General features: G+C 42.2%; 23 protein-coding genes and 1 riboswitch. Of the genes, 5 read left to right on the forward strand and 18 right to left on the reverse strand.

The genetic code is table 11. The features are described 5' to 3' along the window. Positions 1-18: 18 nt before the first annotated feature. The 5 genes from QMN06_RS05480 to msrP are packed head-to-tail and all read right to left on the reverse strand — an operon-like array spanning position 19 to position 4,888. Positions 19-999, reverse strand: a complete 981-nt coding sequence (locus QMN06_RS05480) for a lysylphosphatidylglycerol synthase transmembrane domain-containing protein (RefSeq protein ID WP_281971529.1) — start codon at positions 997-999, stop codon at positions 19-21. A 6-nt stretch (positions 1,000-1,005) separates the two neighbouring features. Continuing rightward, positions 1,006-2,514, reverse strand: a complete 1,509-nt coding sequence (locus QMN06_RS05485; protein ID WP_281971530.1) for a glycosyltransferase family 39 protein — start codon at positions 2,512-2,514, stop codon at positions 1,006-1,008. Between the two features lie 2 nt (positions 2,515-2,516). Continuing rightward, positions 2,517-3,281: a 2OG-Fe dioxygenase family protein gene (locus QMN06_RS05490; RefSeq protein WP_281971531.1), complete on the reverse strand. Its 765-nt coding sequence runs from the start codon at positions 3,279-3,281 to the stop codon at positions 2,517-2,519. Positions 3,282-3,339: 58 nt separating this feature from the next. After that, the gene (locus tag QMN06_RS05495) at positions 3,340-3,963 is read right to left on the reverse strand and encodes a protein-methionine-sulfoxide reductase heme-binding subunit MsrQ (protein WP_281971532.1); all 624 of its coding nucleotides are present in this window, start codon (positions 3,961-3,963) and stop codon (positions 3,340-3,342) included. Beyond that, complete coding sequence (msrP, locus tag QMN06_RS05500; RefSeq protein ID WP_281971533.1) at positions 3,932-4,888, reverse strand: protein-methionine-sulfoxide reductase catalytic subunit MsrP; 957 nt, start codon at positions 4,886-4,888, stop codon at positions 3,932-3,934. The genes QMN06_RS05495 and msrP overlap by 32 nt, the downstream gene beginning before the upstream one ends. A 91-nt stretch (positions 4,889-4,979) precedes the next feature. Between msrP and QMN06_RS05505 the strand changes: the two genes are divergently transcribed. From QMN06_RS05505 to QMN06_RS05515, 3 genes are all read left to right on the forward strand, one after another. Next, positions 4,980-6,104, forward strand: a complete 1,125-nt coding sequence (locus QMN06_RS05505) for an NADH:flavin oxidoreductase/NADH oxidase (protein ID WP_281971534.1) — start codon at positions 4,980-4,982, stop codon at positions 6,102-6,104. A gap of 105 nt (positions 6,105-6,209) precedes the next feature. After that, entirely contained in the window at positions 6,210-6,779 is a 570-nt protein-coding gene (locus QMN06_RS05510) for an HNH endonuclease (RefSeq protein WP_281971536.1), read from the forward strand. 115 nt (positions 6,780-6,894) lie between these two features. Further along, positions 6,895-7,044 carry a hypothetical protein gene (locus tag QMN06_RS05515; RefSeq protein WP_281971537.1) on the forward strand — a complete coding sequence of 50 codons (150 nt, stop codon included), beginning with the start codon at positions 6,895-6,897 and terminating at the stop codon, positions 7,042-7,044. Positions 7,045-7,047: 3 nt separating this feature from the next. Here the strand turns inward: QMN06_RS05515 and QMN06_RS05520 are convergent, their stop codons facing one another. Both QMN06_RS05520 and QMN06_RS05525 read right to left on the reverse strand, forming a co-directional pair. After that, positions 7,048-8,223: a GNAT family N-acetyltransferase gene (locus tag QMN06_RS05520; protein ID WP_281971538.1), complete on the reverse strand. Its 1,176-nt coding sequence runs from the start codon at positions 8,221-8,223 to the stop codon at positions 7,048-7,050. An 11-nt stretch (positions 8,224-8,234) separates the two neighbouring features. Further along, positions 8,235-8,777, reverse strand: coding sequence for a carboxymuconolactone decarboxylase family protein (locus QMN06_RS05525; protein ID WP_281971539.1), 543 nt, complete (start codon positions 8,775-8,777; stop codon positions 8,235-8,237). 59 nt (positions 8,778-8,836) lie between these two features. Between QMN06_RS05525 and QMN06_RS05530 the strand changes: the two genes are divergently transcribed. Continuing rightward, positions 8,837-9,259 (forward strand): Rieske 2Fe-2S domain-containing protein, encoded by a 423-nt coding sequence (locus tag QMN06_RS05530; RefSeq protein WP_281971540.1) that lies wholly within the window; start codon positions 8,837-8,839, stop codon positions 9,257-9,259. Here QMN06_RS05530 and yjgA read toward each other — a convergent pair. Genes yjgA through QMN06_RS05545 form a run of 3 tightly spaced genes read right to left on the reverse strand, consistent with a single transcriptional unit; the run spans position 9,239 to position 12,200 of the window. Beyond that, positions 9,239-9,748 (reverse strand): ribosome biogenesis factor YjgA, encoded by a 510-nt coding sequence (yjgA, locus tag QMN06_RS05535; protein ID WP_281971541.1) that lies wholly within the window; start codon positions 9,746-9,748, stop codon positions 9,239-9,241. The two genes, QMN06_RS05530 and yjgA, sit on opposite strands and share 21 nt — an antisense overlap. 11 nt (positions 9,749-9,759) lie before the next feature. Continuing rightward, positions 9,760-11,256, reverse strand: a complete 1,497-nt coding sequence (locus tag QMN06_RS05540; protein WP_281971542.1) for a protein adenylyltransferase SelO — start codon at positions 11,254-11,256, stop codon at positions 9,760-9,762. A 5-nt stretch (positions 11,257-11,261) separates the two neighbouring features. After that, a complete protein-coding gene (locus QMN06_RS05545) occupies positions 11,262-12,200 on the reverse strand; it encodes a tripartite tricarboxylate transporter substrate binding protein (protein WP_281971543.1) in 939 nt (312 codons plus the stop codon). Positions 12,201-12,340: 140 nt separating this feature from the next. On the opposite strand from QMN06_RS05545, the gene thiD reads away from it, so the two are divergent. Then, complete coding sequence (thiD, locus tag QMN06_RS05550) at positions 12,341-13,177, forward strand: bifunctional hydroxymethylpyrimidine kinase/phosphomethylpyrimidine kinase (protein WP_281971544.1); 837 nt, start codon at positions 12,341-12,343, stop codon at positions 13,175-13,177. On the opposite strand, the gene thiE is transcribed toward thiD, so the two are convergent. From thiE to QMN06_RS05590, 8 genes are all read right to left on the reverse strand, one after another. Further along, positions 13,159-14,076 (reverse strand): thiamine phosphate synthase, encoded by a 918-nt coding sequence (thiE, locus tag QMN06_RS05555; RefSeq protein WP_281971545.1) that lies wholly within the window; start codon positions 14,074-14,076, stop codon positions 13,159-13,161. The two genes, thiD and thiE, sit on opposite strands and share 19 nt — an antisense overlap. Next, positions 14,061-14,864: a thiazole synthase gene (locus tag QMN06_RS05560; protein ID WP_281971546.1), complete on the reverse strand. Its 804-nt coding sequence runs from the start codon at positions 14,862-14,864 to the stop codon at positions 14,061-14,063. The genes thiE and QMN06_RS05560 overlap by 16 nt, the downstream gene beginning before the upstream one ends. Then, complete coding sequence (gene thiS, locus QMN06_RS05565) at positions 14,864-15,061, reverse strand: sulfur carrier protein ThiS (protein ID WP_281971547.1); 198 nt, start codon at positions 15,059-15,061, stop codon at positions 14,864-14,866. Before thiS ends, QMN06_RS05560 begins: the two co-directional genes overlap by 1 nt. Next, complete coding sequence (locus tag QMN06_RS05570; protein WP_281971548.1) at positions 15,045-16,145, reverse strand: FAD-dependent oxidoreductase; 1,101 nt, start codon at positions 16,143-16,145, stop codon at positions 15,045-15,047. Before QMN06_RS05570 ends, thiS begins: the two co-directional genes overlap by 17 nt. 8 nt (positions 16,146-16,153) lie before the next feature. After that, complete coding sequence (thiC, locus tag QMN06_RS05575; RefSeq protein ID WP_281971549.1) at positions 16,154-18,025, reverse strand: phosphomethylpyrimidine synthase ThiC; 1,872 nt, start codon at positions 18,023-18,025, stop codon at positions 16,154-16,156. 35 nt (positions 18,026-18,060) lie between these two features. Then, positions 18,061-18,157, reverse strand: a riboswitch (TPP riboswitch). A gap of 27 nt (positions 18,158-18,184) precedes the next feature. Then, the gene (locus QMN06_RS05580) at positions 18,185-19,225 is read right to left on the reverse strand and encodes an aldo/keto reductase (RefSeq protein ID WP_281971550.1); all 1,041 of its coding nucleotides are present in this window, start codon (positions 19,223-19,225) and stop codon (positions 18,185-18,187) included. Positions 19,226-19,246: 21 nt separating this feature from the next. Further along, positions 19,247-20,023 carry a short-chain dehydrogenase/reductase gene (locus tag QMN06_RS05585; RefSeq protein ID WP_281971551.1) on the reverse strand — a complete coding sequence of 259 codons (777 nt, stop codon included), beginning with the start codon at positions 20,021-20,023 and terminating at the stop codon, positions 19,247-19,249. 10 nt (positions 20,024-20,033) lie between these two features. Next, the gene (locus QMN06_RS05590; RefSeq protein ID WP_281971552.1) at positions 20,034-20,999 is read right to left on the reverse strand and encodes a tripartite tricarboxylate transporter substrate binding protein; all 966 of its coding nucleotides are present in this window, start codon (positions 20,997-20,999) and stop codon (positions 20,034-20,036) included. Between the last annotated feature and the right edge of the window lie 29 nt (positions 21,000-21,028).

The raw sequence follows: 21,028 nt of genomic DNA on the forward strand, positions 1-21,028 counted from the left end.
TCTATTATGACAGGTCAATCAGCCCTTTTGTATGATTCTGGGTAACCCAGGTAAAAAAGTAATGAGAATGGTTAAGCCATAGAGTAGCGAACTTAATATGACCAAGCTGGGATCAACCCCCCATAGGGCTAACATGCCAGCAAGTGAGGTTTCACGAAGTCCCCAACCAGAAATACTAATCGGGACAAGCATGAGTAGACCAATGGCAGGAATACCAATTAGTAAAGACTCAATCGGGGCCTCAACGTGGCAAGCTTTAAGACAGGCCCAAAAGGCAGCTAAAGTTAAAAAATGAATGGCAGTAGCTAAAACAATTTGCCACCAAACATTTGGGAATCCCCAAGCAGTTTGAGTAGGCTTTAAAGCATGAGTCATTTTGAGTCTACTCATTAATTGGAGGTACATTTCTTGAGTTTTTGGAATCCGCAATAAGGTAGCAATTAAAAGTGCACCTAATAGCATGGATATCAATAAGAAAAGACCTAGATTAGGGACCCAAGCCCCTAAGACAGCACCACCAAGAGTGAGTCCAATTGCCCCTAAAATACTGTTACCAGCAAAACCAAGAGACCGGTCAAGCAAGACTCCTAAAAAACTTTGAGGAAGTGATTGGGGAGTTTTTTCTGGAGTTTGTAATTGCTTAAAAGAGGAAATCGCACGGTAGCTATCCCCCCCAAGCGTGGTTGGTAAACCCTGATTAATCAGACCTCCAGCAAAATATAAACGAATATAGGCGATTGGTTGTTTCTGAAACCCCGCATGATACATAATATGCCCCCAACGCGTACCTGATATCGCATTACTAACCCATAACATGGCTAAGGAAAGTAATATCCAAGTAATCTCAATCGATGGCAGAGCATTTTCGATTTTGCCCCAATCAATCGATTGAAAAGCACGGGTGAGCAAAACCACAGAGATCAGTAAGCGAATATATAAGCCGTAACGAGACCAAAAACTCTCTTTCACTTTTTCAGTTGGCAGGGTATTAGGGATCATTAGGTTCTAGGGTAGTCGCTGTGGTGAGATATGACCCTGCCAATTTTTACATAATATAAAGTCAAATTGAGCAATATCCCGACCAAGACGATGAACCGCTTGAGTTTCCAGCACCTCACAGGATTCAAAGCCAGTAGTTGATACAGGTACTACAAAGGCCATTTGTGACCAGTCTAGTAAAAGTGCGTCACTACCAACAGAAAGAGGTCCAGACCATAGGTCAAATTGATCCACTCGTTCATCTAATACGAACACTTGAAGAGGTTTTGCATACCATGCCAAGCGACTCGCTAGCGTCCAATTTTGCACAGCAAGATGAGGTATTTCATATTGCTCAGAAAGTTCTTTCATGCGCTGCCCAGCTTCTTGCCACCCATACAAATCTGCTATTGGATTTTTTTTGCCCCAAGCATGATCCTTATCAATTTGCGGTATCCCTCCAAAGAAGAGGAGGGTAAAACCAAGAATACAAATCAGCAGTTGGACAAACGCAACGAAGCCAATCCAGAAGCGACGACCTGATTCCCAGGCTTGGGCAAGGCCGATGCCAGCAATTGGGGCAAGTGCCAACCAAGCGGGAGCTGTCCAATGGGGTAAGCTGCCACCGCCACCAGCAAAATAAGCGAATAAAACAAATGGAATCCAGAAAAAGCTGAGTAATGCCTTTGGTGCTAAAGATCTTTTACGAATGCGCCAGGCAATTCCGAGAATGATTAAAAGCCCATAAGTCACCAATTGATTAAGAATAAAAACGAAAACTTTTTTCAACTGCCACTGGCCACCTGTTCCATGACCGAATTGATAGATAAATGAAACCCATTCATGTTGATAGTTCCAGTAAAGAACTGGTGTAATTAAGAGCGCTGCGATCACTAAGCATAGATATAAACCTGGACGCTTAAAAATCTTGAAGCCATGCCAACTCATTAAACAAAAAGGAATAGCAAGTGCAAAAAATAGAGCCGTATATTTTGCAAGACCAGATAACCCAAGGACAATGCCTAGTAAGATCCATTGCATTAGATCTTGTGGTTTTCGTTGATCGAGTATCTCTTTTAGATGGAGTGTGATGAGCATCATCGCTGGAACTAAAACCAACAGGAGGGTATCAGGTAATAAACCCACACCCAATACATGCATCAGGGGAGCTAATATGAGAATCAGACTAGTCCAGAACGTTGCTGCTTTGGCAGTAATGTAATCAAAAGAATAGCGATTTTGTTCAAGAAGAATATGGGCGATACGTAGACTTAGGAGAAGGCCGATCAGCCATAAAGCTTCAGGTATTAACCGTAACCAACCGTCAGACCAGTTCCAATGGACGGGGAGAGACTGGATCCAACCCACCAAAGGAGGGTGATCAAAGTAACTCCAATCAAGGTGTAATCCATAAAGAGCGTAATGCGCTTCATCGACAGATAAGCCTAAGATGAAGCCAAACACCAAGTGGATAATGACGGCTAGAACAATCGTGGTTATCGTATATCGATACCACGGCGTGGCGTTATAAAACATACTTACGAGGTGGCTTCTAAAAAGTTATCTTGACGATAAGTTAAAACAAGCGTGTCACGCCAGGTGTTTTCAGGATGATTGCGATCTTGAGGTTGGATTGGGGTAGTTTCGTGCAAGACTTTAGTGTCGTCCAGTAAAAGAAGCGTCCAAGGTTGGTCTAAAGTAAAGCGCTGACCTTGTGGCCCATTAGCATCAAATACCCTCGACTCGCCACCAGTGACACAATGTCTTTCCACTAAAAGTACAGCAACAAAATTAACGCCATCACGATGAGCTCCCTCTGGGGTAGGTCTGCCAATACCATGGGAGGTATCAATCCGAAATTGATGAACCTCCACAAACCAAGGGCTAAGATGTTTATTTTCCTTAATCACCACTTGAGAAAAGAGATCACCTAATTGCATTAAAAAATCGTACATCGCCGGATGTTTCAAAAACGCATCATCACACGGTGCGAAAATACGATTCATGCCGCCATGAAGAGCGTTATAAGAAAGTGGTTGGAAGTGCGGACGATAAGGCGGAATGTCGATCGATTTATCCGTGACGATCACACTTGCGTGCTTGCGCTTACGGTATTTACCACCATCCTTTAAGTACTGATCCTCAGCAAGACTATTCCAAGAGAGCGAGAGTTCTTGCCAATCGTTTAAAGAGTGCTCACTTAAAGAAAAAAACTCTTCGCTACGAATCAGTGCAAAGCCCTTTTCTTGAAGGTAAGTAACACTTCGGGAGAAAGGAGTATAGGGAGGTGAAAAAGAATTCATAAGTAAAGTTTATTTTAATCCTGAATCCAACTTTTGCCATAAAAATGACATAAAGGCCTCAAGTTTTAAGCCTATATTTTTTTAAAAGCCACCGCGTAAGTCGCCAAGTGAGAAGGGCTCCAAGAATGGCAATATAAATACGTACTTCGCCAAAATTATTTTTACCGGCTTTATGAATGTAGTAGTGGAGAACGACGAAGATGGCAATGGGATAAATCAATTCATGAAGTTTGGACCAATTGCGACCGAGTCGTTTTTGCATTCCTTTGGTTGACGTAAGGGCAAGAGGGATTAAGCCAATAAAAGCGATGAGTCCAAGAGTAATAAAAGTACGTTTAAAAAAATCTTGGTAAATAGCTTGAAGGTCTAGTTGTTGATCGATGACTGACCAAGTCAAAAAATGTAATAAGGCATAAAAAAAACAAAATAAGCCTAGCATTCGGCGATATTTTAAAAGCCAGTTCCAGCCAAAAGTGATGCGCAGTGGAGTAACGGCTAGAGTAATGCACAGCATTACAATCGCCCAAGTACCTGTAAATCGAGTGATGAACTCAATTGGATTGGCTGTTAACCCATCATGAAATCCAAACCAGATGAGTCTTATGAATGGCGTGAGCGCGAGAAAAAAAACAATGGGTTTACCAAAGTCCTTAATAGAGTTTTTTAAGGTCCATGCCGGCATATAAAGAGGCAACTTGATCGCCGTAACCATTAAATTTTAGAGTTTTAATTTTTGGCGAGAAGATACTTTTATCATCGCTAATACGTCTTTCGCTAGCTTGTGACCAGCGTGGGTGGTCTACCTCGGGATTAACATTCGAATAAAAGCCATATTCGCTAGGATTGGCTATATTCCAACTGGTAGCAGGTTGCTTTTCAACTAATTTAATCTTGACGATTGATTTACCACTTTTAAAGCCATATTTCCAAGGAATCACCATGCGAACCGGCGCACCACTTTGCTTCGGTAAAGTTTGTCCATAAAGACCAAGGGTCAGGAGGGTGAGCGGATGATTTGCCTCATCCAAACGCAAGCCTTCAACATATGGCCATTGAAGAATATCGCTATTGACACCACGCATTTGTTTTTTATCTGCCAAGGAGACAAATTCAACATATTTTGCAGAGCCTAATGGATTGACCTGTTTTAGTAGATTGCTTAAGGAGTAGCCAATCCAAGGAATGACCATGGACCAACCTTCCACACACCGCATTCTATAAACACGTTCTTCGAGGGGAGCGAGTTTCAGTAAATCATCGATGTCAAAGACGCGAGGTTTGCCTACTAGTCCTTCGACACTTACCTTCCAAGGACTAGTGACAAGGTTTGAGGCATAAGCTGCGGGGTCAGATTTATCAGTACCAAATTCATAAAAATTATTGTAGCTAGTGACATCGTTTAGAGATGTTTTTCTTTCCATCAAGTTATATGAAGGATTGAGAGGTGCGGTCATCTTGGTTTGAGCCAAAGCGTCACGAGAAAACCAAGAGCTCATTTCTAGTCCTAAAGCACCACCCGCAGCAAGTTTCATAAGCTCGCGTCTTTTTTCAAACACCGGTTGTGGGGTGATTTCGGAACTGGGAATAAGGGGTAATTTGATATTCATGGTTTATTCTATATCTTTTCAAAAAGGATTGCATTGTTGTGTTAATTCTTCGAGATACAATAAGTCAATTTAATTAACAAATATAGAAAATATGAGCCAATTATTCTCACCCTATCATCTTCCTGCACCCAACGGCGGCCTTACACTTCCAAATCGTATGGTTGTAGCTCCTATGTGTCAATATTCATCCCATGATGGTCTTGCCAATGATTGGCATTTGACCCATTGGACTAATTTGATGAATAGTGGTGCAGCGGCCTTCATTATTGAGGCGACAGGAGTGACCGATGTTGGCAGAATCACTCCGCGTTGTTTAGGTTTGTGGAATGATGCTTGTGAAGCAGCTTTAACGGATAACTTAAAAAGAGCCAGGGCACTTGCGCCTCGGACCCTAGTGGGGATTCAATTAGCTCATGCCGGAAGAAAAGCTTCCAGTCATATACCTTCTCAAAGTGGTGCATCTATTCCGCCATCCGACCCCATGGGTTGGCAAACTTTGGGCCCCTCTGATGTTCCTCACCTTCCTCATGAACATCCACCAGAGTCATTAGATAAAAAAGGTATAGAGGATATTAAACAAGCATTTGCGAAGGCAGCACAAAGAGCGCAACGAGCAGGCGTTGATTTTATTGAACTGCACGGCGCGCATGGATATTTATTACATCAATTTTTATCACCAGTAGCGAATCATCGCACTGACGAATATGGTGGTTCTCTAGAAAATAGGATGCGGTTTCCCTTAGAGATCACTGCAGCAGTTCGAGCTGTCTATGATGGGGTAATTGGTATGCGGGTATCTGCATCCGATTGGGTTGATGGTGGTTTTACACCTGAAGAAACCGTTGTGTTCGCAGAGCGTTTAAAAGAATATCAAATCTCTTATATTCATGTCTCGAGTGGTGGAGTTGCTGCGGGACAAAAAATCCCTGTAGGGCCAGGTTATCAAGTACCATTTGCTCAATTGGTTAAAGAAAAAACTGGCTTGCCTACCATTGCTGTTGGGATGATTACTGAGCCTTTGCAAGCAGAGGCGATTATTGAACAAGGTCAAGCTGATCTAGTCGCATTTGCCAGAGCGTTCCTATACAAACCACGTTGGGGTTGGGAGGCTGCAGCAGCTCTTGGCGGGCAGGTTGAAGCGGTTGAACAATATTGGCGTTGCTTACCTAGAGAACATCAACATGTCTTTAAGGAACTCAAAATCGGTGGAAGGTAATTGCAGATTTGCCACACTTTGAAATCTTTTCAGCACTGTCATTCAATATTGAGTACTATATAAAAGTGTAGTTGAATTCAAAGTGTAAAAGAAACTGAGGAAAACGTGCTCCATATATTGAAGCTAGACGTTGGTGGTATCCCTCAAAGTTGGGTAAATGCTGAGGAAGCTACCAAGCACTATGCAGAAGGAAGTATAGCTTGGACTTTAGGTAAACCGATTGCGGTGATGCGGGGAGGAATTTCCCGCCAATCTGGTAAACAGTCCATCATCGAACTTCACTCGATCATTGCCACTAAAGGCTCCTCCAGAATTAATTTATTTGATGTAACTCCGGCTATTACAAAGAGTAAGTTGTATCGTCGCGATCAAGGCGTATGCGCCTACTGTGCTCACAAGATTTCTGAAGTTGATGCAGAAGCAGAGCACATAACCCCAGCCAGTCGAGGAGGCGATTACTCCTGGATGAACCTAGTCATCTCTTGCCGCGAGTGCAATCAGAAAAAAGGAAATCGATCTCCTGAAAAAGCAGGTATGTCCTTAATTTATGCCCCCTACATACCTAGTTTGTACGAAGATATGATTCTTAAAGGAAGAAATATCTTGGCAGATCAAATGGAATTTTTGGCAGCTAATCTGCCAAAAAATAGCCGGCTTCTTAAAAAATCTATATAAATCAATGGACTATATTCTTTGATCAGTATTGCTTACTGACTTTGATTTGTTGCTGTGCAATATTTTCTTAGATAAGGGATAATACTTAGGTGTTAACCCCAATAAGGAATGTACCATGAGCAAATTTATCCATCAAATTTCTAAAACTTTTGATTTTTTATCAAGTCAAAGTAAATGTGAGGCTTTTGTTAAAAGTCAAAATCCGAGTAATTTATACGAAGTAGAAAAGTTGATTTTTGATTACGTCAATTCCAACCATCAGTAATCATCAAGAAGATTGTTTGATTGGGTGATGATCTGAAAGTTCGTCGATGTAGCGATACATCGACATTCCTTCCCTTTTTAGGAATTGTTGAACAGCATCATAAAAGCGTTCATCGACCAAATAATGCATCGAATATAAGTTGACGGGGATTAAACCTCTGTGAATTTTATGTTCCCCCTGAGCTCCACCCTCAAAAACTGCGATTTTTTCACGGATACAAAATTCAATATTTTGATAATAAGCTGTTTCAAAATGTAGGTTTTTAACCCCTTGAATTGCCCCCCAATATCGACCATAAGCGCGTTCCTGAAAGTTGGCATCACGATTTCTGAAAATCATGGAGCTTGCAATAGCTTTATCCCCTAAATTGGCAAATATTAGATGAATATATTCAGGCATTGTTTTGCCGATGCGGGAAAAGAATTCACGATTCAGATAGGGTGCGTTACCATGATTGAAGTAATTCGCAGCATAGCAATCATAAAAGAAATCCCAATCAGCCTCGGTCATTTCTGCACCAGGTATGTGGGTAAAACTGACCCCAGCATCGATGACAGATTGTCTTTCCCGAATAATATTGTTGCGGCGCTTTTTATTTAGGGTATACAAGAACTCCTCAAAATCATGCAAGAACTCTCCAGGTCGATCAAGTGACTGATTTTGCCAGTGAAATTGAATTGACTCACGCCTTAAAAACCCAAGATCAGTAAAAGATTTCTCATCTTCTTGTGGCGGAAACAAGATATGTACACTTGAAATCTCTTTTGCCTTGGCAAAATCAAGAATCGCCTGCAGTAAGTGACCATTGACGACTTGGTCAGACCCTAAGATTCTAGAACCACCTACTGGAGTAAATGGTATTGCGCTCAATAGTTTAGGGTAGTAGGGTGAGCCATGTTCTTTGTAGGCATTTGCCCATGCCCAGTCAAACACATACTCACCATAGGAGTGAGATTTTAAATAAAAGGGCATAGCTCCAAGGAGTTGCTGACCCATCTCATCCCAAATGGTGAAGTGGCAGGGTGTCCAACCAGTGCTGGGGCTAACACTGCCACTTTCCTCCATCGCTAGTAAATATTCATGACGAATAAAAGGCGATGCATGTGGTTGAGTAATTAAAGAATTCCAAGCAATACTTGAAATTTCTTGGATACTCGAAAATATCTTTATTTTGTACAAGAAGTGATCAATTAATGATTTTCAGGTGCAATGCCAGTCGCAATTAAGAACCTGGATACCATATTGTAGGTTGCAACGACTGCAACCATTTCTACGGTCGCTTGGTTACCAAGAGACTTTGTTAAGCGCTCCATAATCTCTTCAGGAACTTCTATTTCTCTTGTCATGGCTAAAGTTAGGGCAATCACATCTTGCTCAATGGCGCTAAATAAAGAAGAGTTAAAAGCATCCGTTCCGATTTTGCGTAATTCATTGACTTGTTCTTGAGTCCCACCTGCTTTAAGGAGCTCTGGGGCATGATGAAAAAACTCATATTCTGCACGATTTAAAATCGCAACACCGCACATTCCAATTTCTTTATAACGTGCATCGAGAGAAAGATTTTCCCGAACTTCTTTTAAGAGTGCATTCCAGCCACGTGTAAGATTGGGGCTATTGAGTAACATGCGGTCAAGATTGAGTAATGTACCGCCACGTCTTGCACGAACGGCATCAACAATTGCTTTAGGTTCAACAAGATCAATCGGCTGATAAGGGATAATTTGTTTTGTCATCGTTGTAATTTTAAATTGGTTAATCGAATACTTATTTTATATCTTTAATGAATACTAGTTTGCTTCCACCATCTGACCCTATAGTAAAAAAAGGACAAATCATTTGTCCTCAGAGTAAATTATCATCTGGTGGACGTGCTTTTCGTTTTCAAGTGCTCTGTGGTGAAATCAAATCTTTTCCAGGTATGAATGCCGATCCGGATGATTACCTTCCTGCTTTTATCATTCAATATGAACATCACTATTTTGCTTATCTCAATCGTTGTGCTCACGTCGCGATGGAATTAGATTGGAATCCTGGTGAAATTTTTGATGAAGAGCAACAGCACCTGATTTGTGCAACTCATTATGCTGTGTATGATCCGCAAAGTGGTCAATGCCTGCGTGGGCCATGCCCAAAGGGATCCAAGTTAATTACGGTACCGATCATTGTCAAAGACGATGGCATTTACTTTGCGGACTCACAAATCGAGCGTCTTTAACACCTGAAAAATTTCACGGAAGGATTTGGGTGGTTTATTTTGTTCTTTTTCTTTACGCGCATTACGAATCAAGGTTCTTAGCGTTTGCACATCAATTTGGGGATGATCTTTGATAAATTGCGTTAAACGATCATCACTTTGTACAAGTTCATCACGTAAGCGTTCCAGAAAATGAAATTTGGCAATCTCTACTTTATTTACTCCTTGAATTGCGTCTAGACGCTCCTGAATAGCGGCAATTTCCTCATCATCATAAGCGCGCATTAATTTGCCAAGGAATAAAGTATGTCGCTTGATGGCACCGAAGGTTTTGATTTTTTCAGTTTCTAGGAGTTTTTCTTTGAGTCGATCATCAACCGGTAAAGATTTGATGGCATCACTACTTAATTCAGATAAGGTTTTTGCCAAATCCTGCCTTGCAAGCATTTGACGTTTGACCTCAGATTTACTAGGGCCGAAGTCTTCTTCTAAATCGTCATCATCATGCATATGTGGATTCCTTAAGAAGAACAAGAAACTTCAAGATGTTCAGCCCACTCTGGCGGAAGCTTGGCAAAGTCTTCAAACTCCGGTTGTTCATCAAACGGATGAACGAGGCATCGTTGTAAAGCTTGAGTTAATGAGTGATCCCCGCTTTGTGATAGTGCAATCGCATTTTGTGCGAGGTGCTGGCGCAAAATATATTTAGGGTTCACTTGATTCATTTGTGTAGCGATATCTGATAAAGGTATGTTGAAAGTATGTAAATAGTTCAAGTAATTTTGCAACCATTGATCGAAAGCATTTCTATCAATGATGAGGTCTTTCAAAATGGGATTGTTTGGTTGAAGAATGACCTTCGTCAAATTTCTAAAAAAGAAGGTGTAGTCTACACGATTGTGATCCAAGATCTTGATGAGTTCTTGAATGAGTTCGTTTGACTGATGCCCAACTGAGCCTTGGAAACCTAATTTTTTAGACATCAACTGACGGTAATGTTGTTGATAGATATCCGAAAAGGTGGAAAGTATGGGTTTAATCTGTTCAATCGCTTGCTCCATAGCCTCATCACTCTCGTTATGAGCAATGACGGGGAGTAAAGCTTGGGCAAGTCGTACGAGATTCCAATAAAAGACCGATGGTTGATTAGCAAATGAGTACCTGCCTTGAGAGTCCGTATGATTACAGATATGGTTCATCGAGAACTTATCCATAAAACCAAACGGTCCATAATCTAATGTCAGTCCTAGGATTGACATATTATCGGTATTTAAAACTCCATGGCAAAAGCCTACTGATTGCCACTGGGCAACCAAGTGCGCAGATCGTTCGAGTACTTCTTTAAATAAAACAAGGTAAGGCAGATCACTTTTGAGAAGATGTGAATAGTGATGCTCAATGACATGGTTGCAAAGGACTTGTAATTGTTCATGAAGACCATTCGCAGCAAAATGTTCAAAATGTCCGAAGCGAATGAAGCTAGGAGCAATACGCGTCACAACTGCAGCAGTTTCTAGCGACTCTCTTAACACTGGAGCCGTCGAAGAAGTGATGGCAAGAGCCCTTGTCGTTGGGATACCTAAATGGTGCATTGCCTCAGAACATAAAAATTCACGAATAGAAGATCTGAGCACGGAGCGACCATCACCCATTCTTGAATAAGGAGTTGGCCCTGCACCTTTGAGTTGGATTTCCCAGATCTTATCTTGATGGGTAATTTGGCCAAGAGAAATGGCACGACCATCCCCTAATTGTCCCGCCCAAACACCGAATTGGTGGCCAGAGTAGACACTTGCAAAAGGGTGAATACCATCTGGAACAGTATTACCCATCAGAATGTTTAAAGACTCTTGATCCTCGATAAACCTTGCATCAAGTCCGATTGTAGATGCCAATTCAGGGGACGTGACGACCCAACTGGGTTGAGGTAGTGGGGTTGGTTGTAAGCGGGTAGAAAACTCAGGCCCGAGCTCTAAAAAACCTTTTTCAAAAGGGAGAGCTCCAATGGTGGGATGCATCAAATTTATTCGACTTTACCAATGGATTTGACAATATCAGCCATTTTTTTAGCATCGGTATTCCAGTAGGTTTGGAAGGCAGGTGCGTCAAGATATTGAATCGGAGAGCCAGCACCTTCGAGCACGATTTTCACCTTTTCGTCATTAGCCGCTAGCTTAGCTACCTCACGAAGTCGATCCGTTATTTCTGGGGAAACACCTGCTGGCACAAATAACCCTGACCACTGTGCAAACTCAACAGGTTTGCCTAAGTCTTTAAAACTTTTGACATCCGGTAGGCTATTGAGTTTCGTATTACCCCAATGAGCTAGTGCACGAACTTTTCCGGCTTTAATTTGTTGCACAATCGAAGCAGGGCCTGTCGCAATTGCATCTACTTGCCCACCTAATAAGCCAACAATTGCAGGACCTGCTCCTGTGTAAGGAATATGTTTCATCTCGAAATGATCGCTGAGCTTAATCATTTCCATTGGGATGTGCATAGTTCCGTAATTACCGGATGATCCGAAATTGTATTTACCGGGATTTTTCTTCATATCAGCCAAAAACTGATCATAAGTCATCCAGGGACTATCGGCACGCACAACTAAAACCGTTGGGTCGGCTGTAAATCTAGCAATCGGCTTAAATTGATTAATTTGATAAGAAATATCTTTACCTAAAATTTTATCCGCTTCAGGAATAATGGAAATAGAAGAGAGAGTCATCAAGATGGTGTAGCCATCAGGTTTAGCTTTTGCTACGTATGCCATTCCGACACCACCGCCAGCACCTGCTTTATTTTCAATAATGACTGGTTGACCTAATTGGCGACTCATTGCCTCAGCAACGGGCCTTGCAACAGTATCGGCAACACCACCTGGGGGAAAAGGCACGACCATCGTGATGGTTTTTGAAGGCCATTTTTCTTGAGCAAATGAAAATGACTGAATGAAAGCAGTCATAAATAACAACATAACTAGAAGAAAAAAGCTGCTTACTTTTTTGAATAGATGAGAACGCATAATTTATACCTTTATCTAAAAACACTTTGGTATGATTGTAATACCTTCTTTGCTACATAACTTCAATGTATTGGAAAATCATGACAAACCGAATACCTCATATTTTATCGATTGCCGGCTCCGATAGTGGTGGTGGAGCAGGCATACAAGCGGACTTAAAAACGATGTCTGCCTTTGGTGCTTTTGGGATGACTGCAATCACCGCAGTAACCTCTCAAAACTCATTAGGTGTTCACTGGATTGAACATCTCAGTTGTCAATCTGTGGATACTCAAATACATGCAGTAACAGCTGATTTTGGCGTGGGAGCTGTCAAAATAGGAATGCTCGGTAGTATAGAAATGGTGCACTGTGTTGCTCAGGCAATTACAAAATATAACTTGAGCCATACGGTTTTAGATCCTGTTCTTGTAGCTACCTCAGGTGCTGCGCTTGGGGATAAATCGACCGCTCAAGCGATGGTGGCGGAATTGTTTCCGATTGTGAGCCTTATAACGCCCAATTTATATGAAGCAAGTATTTTTTTAGGTCGCCAAATCAAAACAATCGATCAAATGGAGCAAGCTGCTGTTGATTTACTGCAGCTCGGACCAAAGGCCGTCTTATTAAAAGGTGGTCATCTGGAAAATACGGATTCTCTTGATGATGTTTTGGTTTATCTTCAAGGAGAGAATTTGCAAATTAGGCATTTTCCCCATCCTAAAGTGATAACTAAAAATACCCATGGAACGGGCTGTAGTTTGTCGAGTGCCATTGCTTGTGGTTTAGGTGGTGGACTTTCTCTTGAGGAAGCGGTGGATGTTGCTATAGAGTTCGTGCAACAAGCTTTATTACATGGATCGCAACTAACAATGACTTTGGGATCTGGTCCCATTTGGCATGCTTATGAGCAGTATCCTCAATTAGACACAAAATAAGACTGCAGTTGTGCAATTGCTGATGCGTAGTCTTGCGCTTGAATGACGGCACGAACTACTGCAACAGAACCCACTTGACAGTCAATAACCTCACGCATATTACTTGCGTCAACACCGCCAATACCAACTAAAGAATAATCTTTGAGTAGTTTGGCATATTGGCGCAATCTCCCAATACCTTGGGGTGCTGTCTCCATCGCTTTTAATGTGGTTGGAAAAATGGCTCCTAAGGCGATATAACTAGGGTGATAAGCAATAGCCCGAAGCATTTCAGCGTATCCGTGAGTACTAATACCTAATCGCAATCCCGCCGACGCGATGACGTCAAAATCTGCGCTACTGAGATCTTCTTGACCGAGGTGAACCCCATAAGCCTTGTATTTGATCGCAGCTTGCCAATGATCGTTGATAAAAAGATGGCAAGGGTAACCTTGAACACTCTTAACTGCCGCTTGAACCTCTTCATAGATGAGTTCTTCACTCGATGATTTAAAACGTAGCTGAATCGTTTTGACACCTGCTTGAGCTAGTTTAGCCACCCATTCTGCGGTGGGTGCTACAACATACAGGCCTAATTGTTGAGGACAGTTAGCAAATGGCGACAAACGGTTGGGATGGCGATCAAAATCTTGCAGATCACCAGGCCACTTTTCAGGATCGAAGGACGATTTTGATGATTGCTTTGACCAAGCCTTTGCAATTAGTTCAGCATCTTGCTGAATAAACCCTAGTTCAAAGCAAGCGACTTTGACGATTCGATAGATCGTGTCCTCGCTTGTCAATACAATATGTTGATCAGTATCTCTTTGCTCAATTTTTAGCGCGTGATGTGCCTCAAGGATTTTCTCGGCGAGAATGCGTTCTTTAGAACTTAAAAGAGACATTAACTTTGATGCCAAAATGGGGTACCCAAAGTTGGAGTGCTTGGCTGAGCGATATGATTGGCGGGCATGGCACCTGCATGAAAGGCTTGTCGTCCAGCAATGACTGCTAAGGAAAACGCCTGAGCCATTTGCGTAGGATTTTGCGCTAAGGCAACTGCAGTGTTGAGTAAAACCCCATCATATCCCCACTCCATCACTTGCGTGGCGTGAGAGGGCAGTCCTAAGCCAGCGTCCACAATCATGGGAACCTGGATACGCTCACGCAAAATTTGTAATGCATAAGGATTACTTGGCCCCATGCCAGTGCCAATCGGTGCCGCCCAAGGCATGATTGCTTCACAACCGACATCAACCAAACGTTGGCAAACGACTAAGTCCTCCGTACAGTAGGGTAGTACTTTAAAACCATCTTTTATTAAGATCTTGGCTGTTTCGACGAGATTCAAAGTATCCGGTTGCAGGGTGTAGTCATCACCGATTAATTCTAATTTAAGCCAGTCAGTATTAAACACCTCACGGGCCATGTGAGCAATCTGAATCACCTCTTCGGGTCGATGGCAACCTGCCGTGTTGGGCAATACAGGAATATGAAGTTTTTTTAGCAGGTCCCAAAAGCCACTAGAGATCTCAGAAGGGTTTGCACCTTGACGACGTAGTGAAGCAGTGACCATGGCAGGTTGCGCAATCTGAATAGCATCCTCCAAAATCTGTGGTGACGGATAACGTGAAGTTCCCAGTAAAAGTCGACTTGAAAAAGTCTGACCGTATAGAGTAAAACCAGAATCATTCAAATTGGACATCATTAGCCTCCTGTGACCGGTGAGATGATTTCGATGGAATCATTTTCTTGCACCATGGTCATCGCATAATGTGCTTTTGCAATAAATTGAGAATTAATCGAAATCGCAAAAGGATTTTTTGGTTGTAACTCATGAAGTAACTCATCAAGTTGCATGGACTCAGAAAGTTCTCTGCGGACTTGGTTAACAAATATGATCATAAGATAAGTCTTGGATTTCAATATCTAATTGGTTTGCTAAAGGATTTCTATCCTCTAGAAGAATGTTTAACAGACGATCTACGATGGCAGGCGCAATTAAAAAGCCATGACGATATAAGCCATTGACATGAATGAAACGATGGTCTTTGTGAAGCATTATTTTGGGTAAGTTATTTTTAAAGCTAGGTCGACACTGAGCGCCTGATTCTAGGATGCGTGCCTCTGCAAATCCAGAATGAACGGTATAGGCAGCACTCAGTAGCTCTAGAGCAGACCTCACACTCATCGGTGAATCATCTTCAGATTCAATTTCTGTCGCGCCAATCACATAAACATGATTTCTTTTTGGGGCAATATAAATTGGGTACTTAGGATGGATTAAACGAACAGGGCGAGTAAGCTTTACTTCGGGAGCATAGATACGGATAACTTCGCCGCGGACCCCTCTTAAGTCGGGTACATTGGACTTTGCGCCTAAGCCTCTACAGTCAATCACATGATCAAACGTATCTGTAGGAAATTCCTCTACATTAACCGCGAACTGCCATTGATATTGCACTCCCAATTCAATACCTTTTTTGAGGAGGCCATCCAATAGCTCCCGATTATCTAACTGACCTTCCTCCGGTAGAAAAATACCTTCCTCAAATTGACGACTTAACTGTGGCTCAAGTTGGATTAAGTCGAGTTTGTTGAGATTTTGCACAAGGTGCGAATGGGTAAGGGATTCGGTGGTTTTTTTTAATTGGTTTTTAAAGTGTTGTGCACTAGAAGCGTCTTGTTGGTGCCAAACAATCAATGAACCATTTTGTTGGAAGAAAACATCCTCTTTTAGGAGTTTAAGGATTTTCGGCCAGCGGACTAAACTGTAGTAACCCATCCTCACAATACTCTCTTCGGTACTGACAGATTCGGCAAGAGGGGCAAGCATAGCAGCAGCGACAAAAGCCGCAGACTGCGGACTTTGAGGGCTACTTTTGTCATAGACGCTGACTTGGCAGCCTGCATTTGCTAACTCAACTGCAAGCAGTCTACCTAATAATCCAGCGCCCAGAATTGCGATGTTTTTGCGAGAAGGAGTCACTTAGATGCTTATTGATAAATTTGTGAACCTTTTTTACGGAATTCAATCGATTTCTCTTGCATACCCTCTTGAGGATTATTTCCCTGATTAGCAGCGTAATCACGTACCTCTTGAGTGATTTTCATTGAGCAAAATTTAGGACCACACATCGAGCAGAAGTGAGCAATTTTTGCGCCATCAGCGGGCAGAGTTGCATCATGATATTCCCGCGCACGTTCAGGGTCTAATCCAAGATTAAATTGATCTTCCCAGCGGAACTCGAAGCGCGATTTGGAAAGGGCATTATCCCGTAACTGAGCACCGGGCATACCTTTAGCAAGGTCTGCACCATGAGCGGCAATTTTGTAGGTAATGATTCCCACACGAACATCTTCTTTGTTTGGTAAACCAAGGTGCTCTTTAGGCGTGACATAACATAACATGGCAGTACCGTACCAACCAATCTGTGCAGCGCCAATGCCACTGGTAATGTGATCATAGCCAGGAGCGATATCAGTAATAAGAGGGCCAAGCGTATAAAAGGGAGCTTCTAAACAATGCTTGAGTTCTTCATGCATGTTTTCTTCGATGCGTTGCATTGGCACATGACCAGGACCTTCAATCATGACTTGTACGTCATGCTGCCAAGCAATTTGCGTTAGTTCGCCAAGTGTGCGAAGTTCACCAAATTGGGCTGCGTCATTTGAGTCAGCAATACAACCAGGGCGAAGTCCATCGCCAAGACTAAATGAAACGTCATAGGCATTCATGATTTCACAGATTTCATTGAAGTGTGTGTAGAGGAAGTTTTCTTTGTGATGTGCAAGACACCACTTAGCCATAATTGATCCACCACGAGAAACGATACCTGTTATGCGGTCTGCTGTTAGCGGGACATAACGGAGTAAAACACCCGCATGGATCGTAAAGTAGTCGACACCTTGCTCAGCCTGTTCAATCAGCGTATCTTTGAAAATTTCCCAAGTGAGATCCTCAGCAACACCACCCACTTTATCTAAAGCTTGATAAATCGGTACCGTACCAATCGGAACGGGGGAGTTACGAATTATCCATTCACGGGTTTCATGAATGTTATCGCCAGTAGATAAATCCATGATCGTATCTGCGCCCCAACGAATCGACCAAATCATTTTTTCAACTTCTTCATTGATGGAAGACGTGACAGCGGAATTACCTAAGTTGCCATTGATTTTGACACGGAAGTTACGACCGATAATCATTGGCTCTAATTCGGGATGATTGATATTGGCCGGGATAATAGCGCGTCCAGCAGCAATTTCTTGACGCACAAACTCTGCAGTAACCTCTTCAGGAAGATTGGCTCCATAGGAATGACCAGGATGTTGTTTGAGGATTTGTTGATAACGAGGATCTTTGCGCAGACTAGCCAGATTTAAAGATTCCCGCAGGGCAACGTATTCCATTTCAGGAGTAATAATGCCTTTTTTTGCGTAATGCATTTGACTCACATTGTGACCTTCCTTCGCAACGCGAGGAGGGGCTATGTGCGAAAAACGTAAATGTTTCGTTTTGGCATCTTGAGCACGCGCTATTCCGTATATGGAAGTTGGGCCTGCGAGTTCAACCGTATCATTTCGATCAATAATCCAAGGTTTTCTTGGAACTGGTAAACCTTCTTCTAAATTAATGACTACCTCGGGATCACTGTAAGGGCCTGAAGTGTCATAGACAGGAATCGGGGGGTTTTCTAGTAATTCCCCTGTTGAAGTTTTGGTAGCAGTTTGTTCAATCACACGATACGGTGCCAAAATATCTGGGCGAGAGCCAGTGAGGTATCTTTTAGTAGATGCTGGATAGGCGAACTTTTGACCGAGGTCTTGTTCTAGGCTACCTAAAGTAAGTTCTTGGGGTTTATTCATGATTGATCTCCGTAGCAATGCATTGGGATGAACAGAGATCAATTTTTGAAACTCCTCACGCCAGCATTATCTGGTTCGAGTGAAGGGTATTTCTCAGCCAATAGACATCTATTAGCACCCCTGTTTCATCCAAGCCTTAATTTAACATAAATTAAGGTTTTACTTTACTTTTACTGGTGGATTTGCTCGGTAAGCGGCTTGAAAATCGATCATCCAGCCAGGATATTCCTTAGGAATCGCACTGATTGAGTCAAGTTGAGCGATTTCATCAGGGCTTAGAACCAGAGAAGAAGCTTCGACATTATCTAACAGTTGTTCCTTTGTTTTGGCACCAATAATGACTGAAGAAACCTCTTTCTTAGCTAAAACCCAAGCCAATGCAACTCTGGCAACTGAAACACCATGGGCTTTAGCGATTGGTTCCATGGCTTCGATGCAGGTGTAGGCTCGATCTTTATTGATTGGCGGAAAATCAAACTCTCCAGATCGTCTAGAGCCTGCTGGAGCATTTACGTTACGTTGATATTTTCCAGATAAAAAGCCACCAGCGAGAGGGCTCCAGACCATCAAGCCCAAACCTTGATCATTTAATAATGGGAAAACCTCACGCTCCAGATCACGACTAGCGATGGAATAGAAGGCTTGAACACTGATAAATTCACTATAGTTTTTTGCTCTAGAAATTCCCAGTGATTTCATGATTTGCCAAGCAGCCATATTACAAAGACCAATATAACGAACCTTGCCACTCCGAACCACATCATTTAAAGCACCCAATGTTTCTTCTAAAGGAGTTAAAGGATCAAAGCCATGTATTTGATATAAATCGATATAGTCGAGTTGAAGACGTTTGAGACTAGCGTCTACCTCATTAAAAATATGGAATCTTGATTGACCACGACCGTTTGGAGTTTCATCCATGATGCCAGTTGATTTTGTAGCAATAACGATTTGATCTCTAGTTATACGCGTGTCTTTGATCGCTTGACCCAAAAAAGATTCTGACTCACCAAATGAATAAACATTGGCTGTATCAATAAAATTAATACCTTCATCATAAGCAGTCTGAACTAATTGATTGACATCTTTTTGCTGGAGTCCACCCATGACAGACCAAAATCCTTGGTTACCAAAGGTCATGGTTCCTAAGCAGAGTTCTGAAACATAAAGACCAGTAGGTCCAAGTAAGCGATATTTCATAGGGTTTCCTAATAAGAAGAATTAATATCTATAGCGTGAGCCGCCATCCACACTCATGACTTCACCACTAATATAAGCAGCTTGCTCTGAAGCAAGGAAGAGGGCGAGGTTGGCAATTTCTGATGGTTCGCCCATACGGCCGTAGGGTAAGTTTTTCATTAAATTTTCATAAGCTTTACGGTCGGCATCTGATGTTGGGTTAACCAATACCTCTGTTCTAGGCGTGCGGATTAAGCCAGGATGGATACCGACTATACGAATATTGTCGTTTGTACTTTCTGACCCCATCGCTTTCGTAAACGCGGCAAGTGCTGCGTTTGCAGTACTGGTGCCAATTGATTTGAAATTGAGGCGATCAGCTGCAATACCAATAATATTAATGATGACCCCACCATGAGGACGCTTTTGCATAAATGGGTAAATTCTTCGTGTAAGGAATATGGTAGACATGACTTTACCTTCCCAAGCATCACGAAATTTTGCAGGATCGATATCTTTGAGAGTTCCGCGACCCATGGCACCTGCAGAATTCACCAAAATATCGGCATCCTCATAAAACGGCGCGAGTGAATCAATATTTTTGTCGTCAGAAAGATTGACCGCCATTGACTTAACATCGACACCAAACTCGTGAACAAGGTCTTGATGGGCTTTTTCTAACGAGACTGAATCTCTTGCAACAAGACGAATTGCACATCCTTGAGCGGCAAAAGCTCTGGCAATGGCAAAACCAATACCCTTTGAGCCTCCAGTGACGATGACAATTTTATTTTTTAAATCAGAATACATGACGGACATAAGTTATTTTCTATTCAGGTTTGAGGTTGAGGGATTGAATGACTTTGCCCCAGAATTGATTTTCTTTGGCAATAAATTTAGCGAATTGTTCTGGGTTGTCGGTAAATGTCTCTGCGCCAATATCATTTAATTTTTTAAGCATGGCAGGACTATTCATGATTTTGACAATTTCAGTATTTAACTGATTCACAATTGCTGGAGGAGTTTTCGCAGGCAAGAATAATGCATACCATTCGTTGGTAACCACATTAGGATATCCAGACTCGGCAATCGTTGGGACATCTGCTAATGCGGGGGGTCTTTTGGAGCCCGTAGTTGCAATAGCACGAATCGCTCCAGATTTGACATGTGGAATTGTTGCAGTTGGACTATTAATAAAGACCTGGAATCTACCCCCCAGAAAATCGGTTAGTGCAGGACCACCACCTTTGTAGGGAACACTTAAAACATCAATACCGGCCTCTTTCTTGAGGTATTCCATCGTTAAGTGTCCTGAAGATAAGCCACCAGGTTGACCGTAAGCTAAAACACCAGGATTTGCTTTTGCATAAGCGATAAATTCCGGGAAGGTTTTTACAGGAATACTCGGATGAACTGTCATAAGACCAGGCATGATGCCAAGCATCGCAAGCGGTATCAGGTCCTTCATGACATCGAAGGGAATATTTTTGGAAACATACGGATTAATCACTAAAGAACTAATTCCTAAGCCAATCGTATAGCCATCTGGAGTAGCTTTTGCAACTTCATTATTGCCAATTATTTGATTACCACCAGGTTTGTTTTCCACAATGACTGTTTGACCTAATGATTTAGAAAGTTCGACGGCAAGATTGCGTGCTAGAAAATCAGCAGTTGCTCCAGGTGCAAGTGGTACGATTATTTTAATAGGTCTTGTAGGATAAGGATCTGCCGCATGACCTACGGATATAAAAAGACTTTGAACTACAAAAAATAATGCAATGAATACCTTCATAAACACTCCTTATGTTTTGGTAAAACCAA

Source organism: Polynucleobacter sp. SHI8, from assembly GCF_027944005.1.
Classification (GTDB): Bacteria; Pseudomonadota; Gammaproteobacteria; order Burkholderiales; family Burkholderiaceae; genus Polynucleobacter.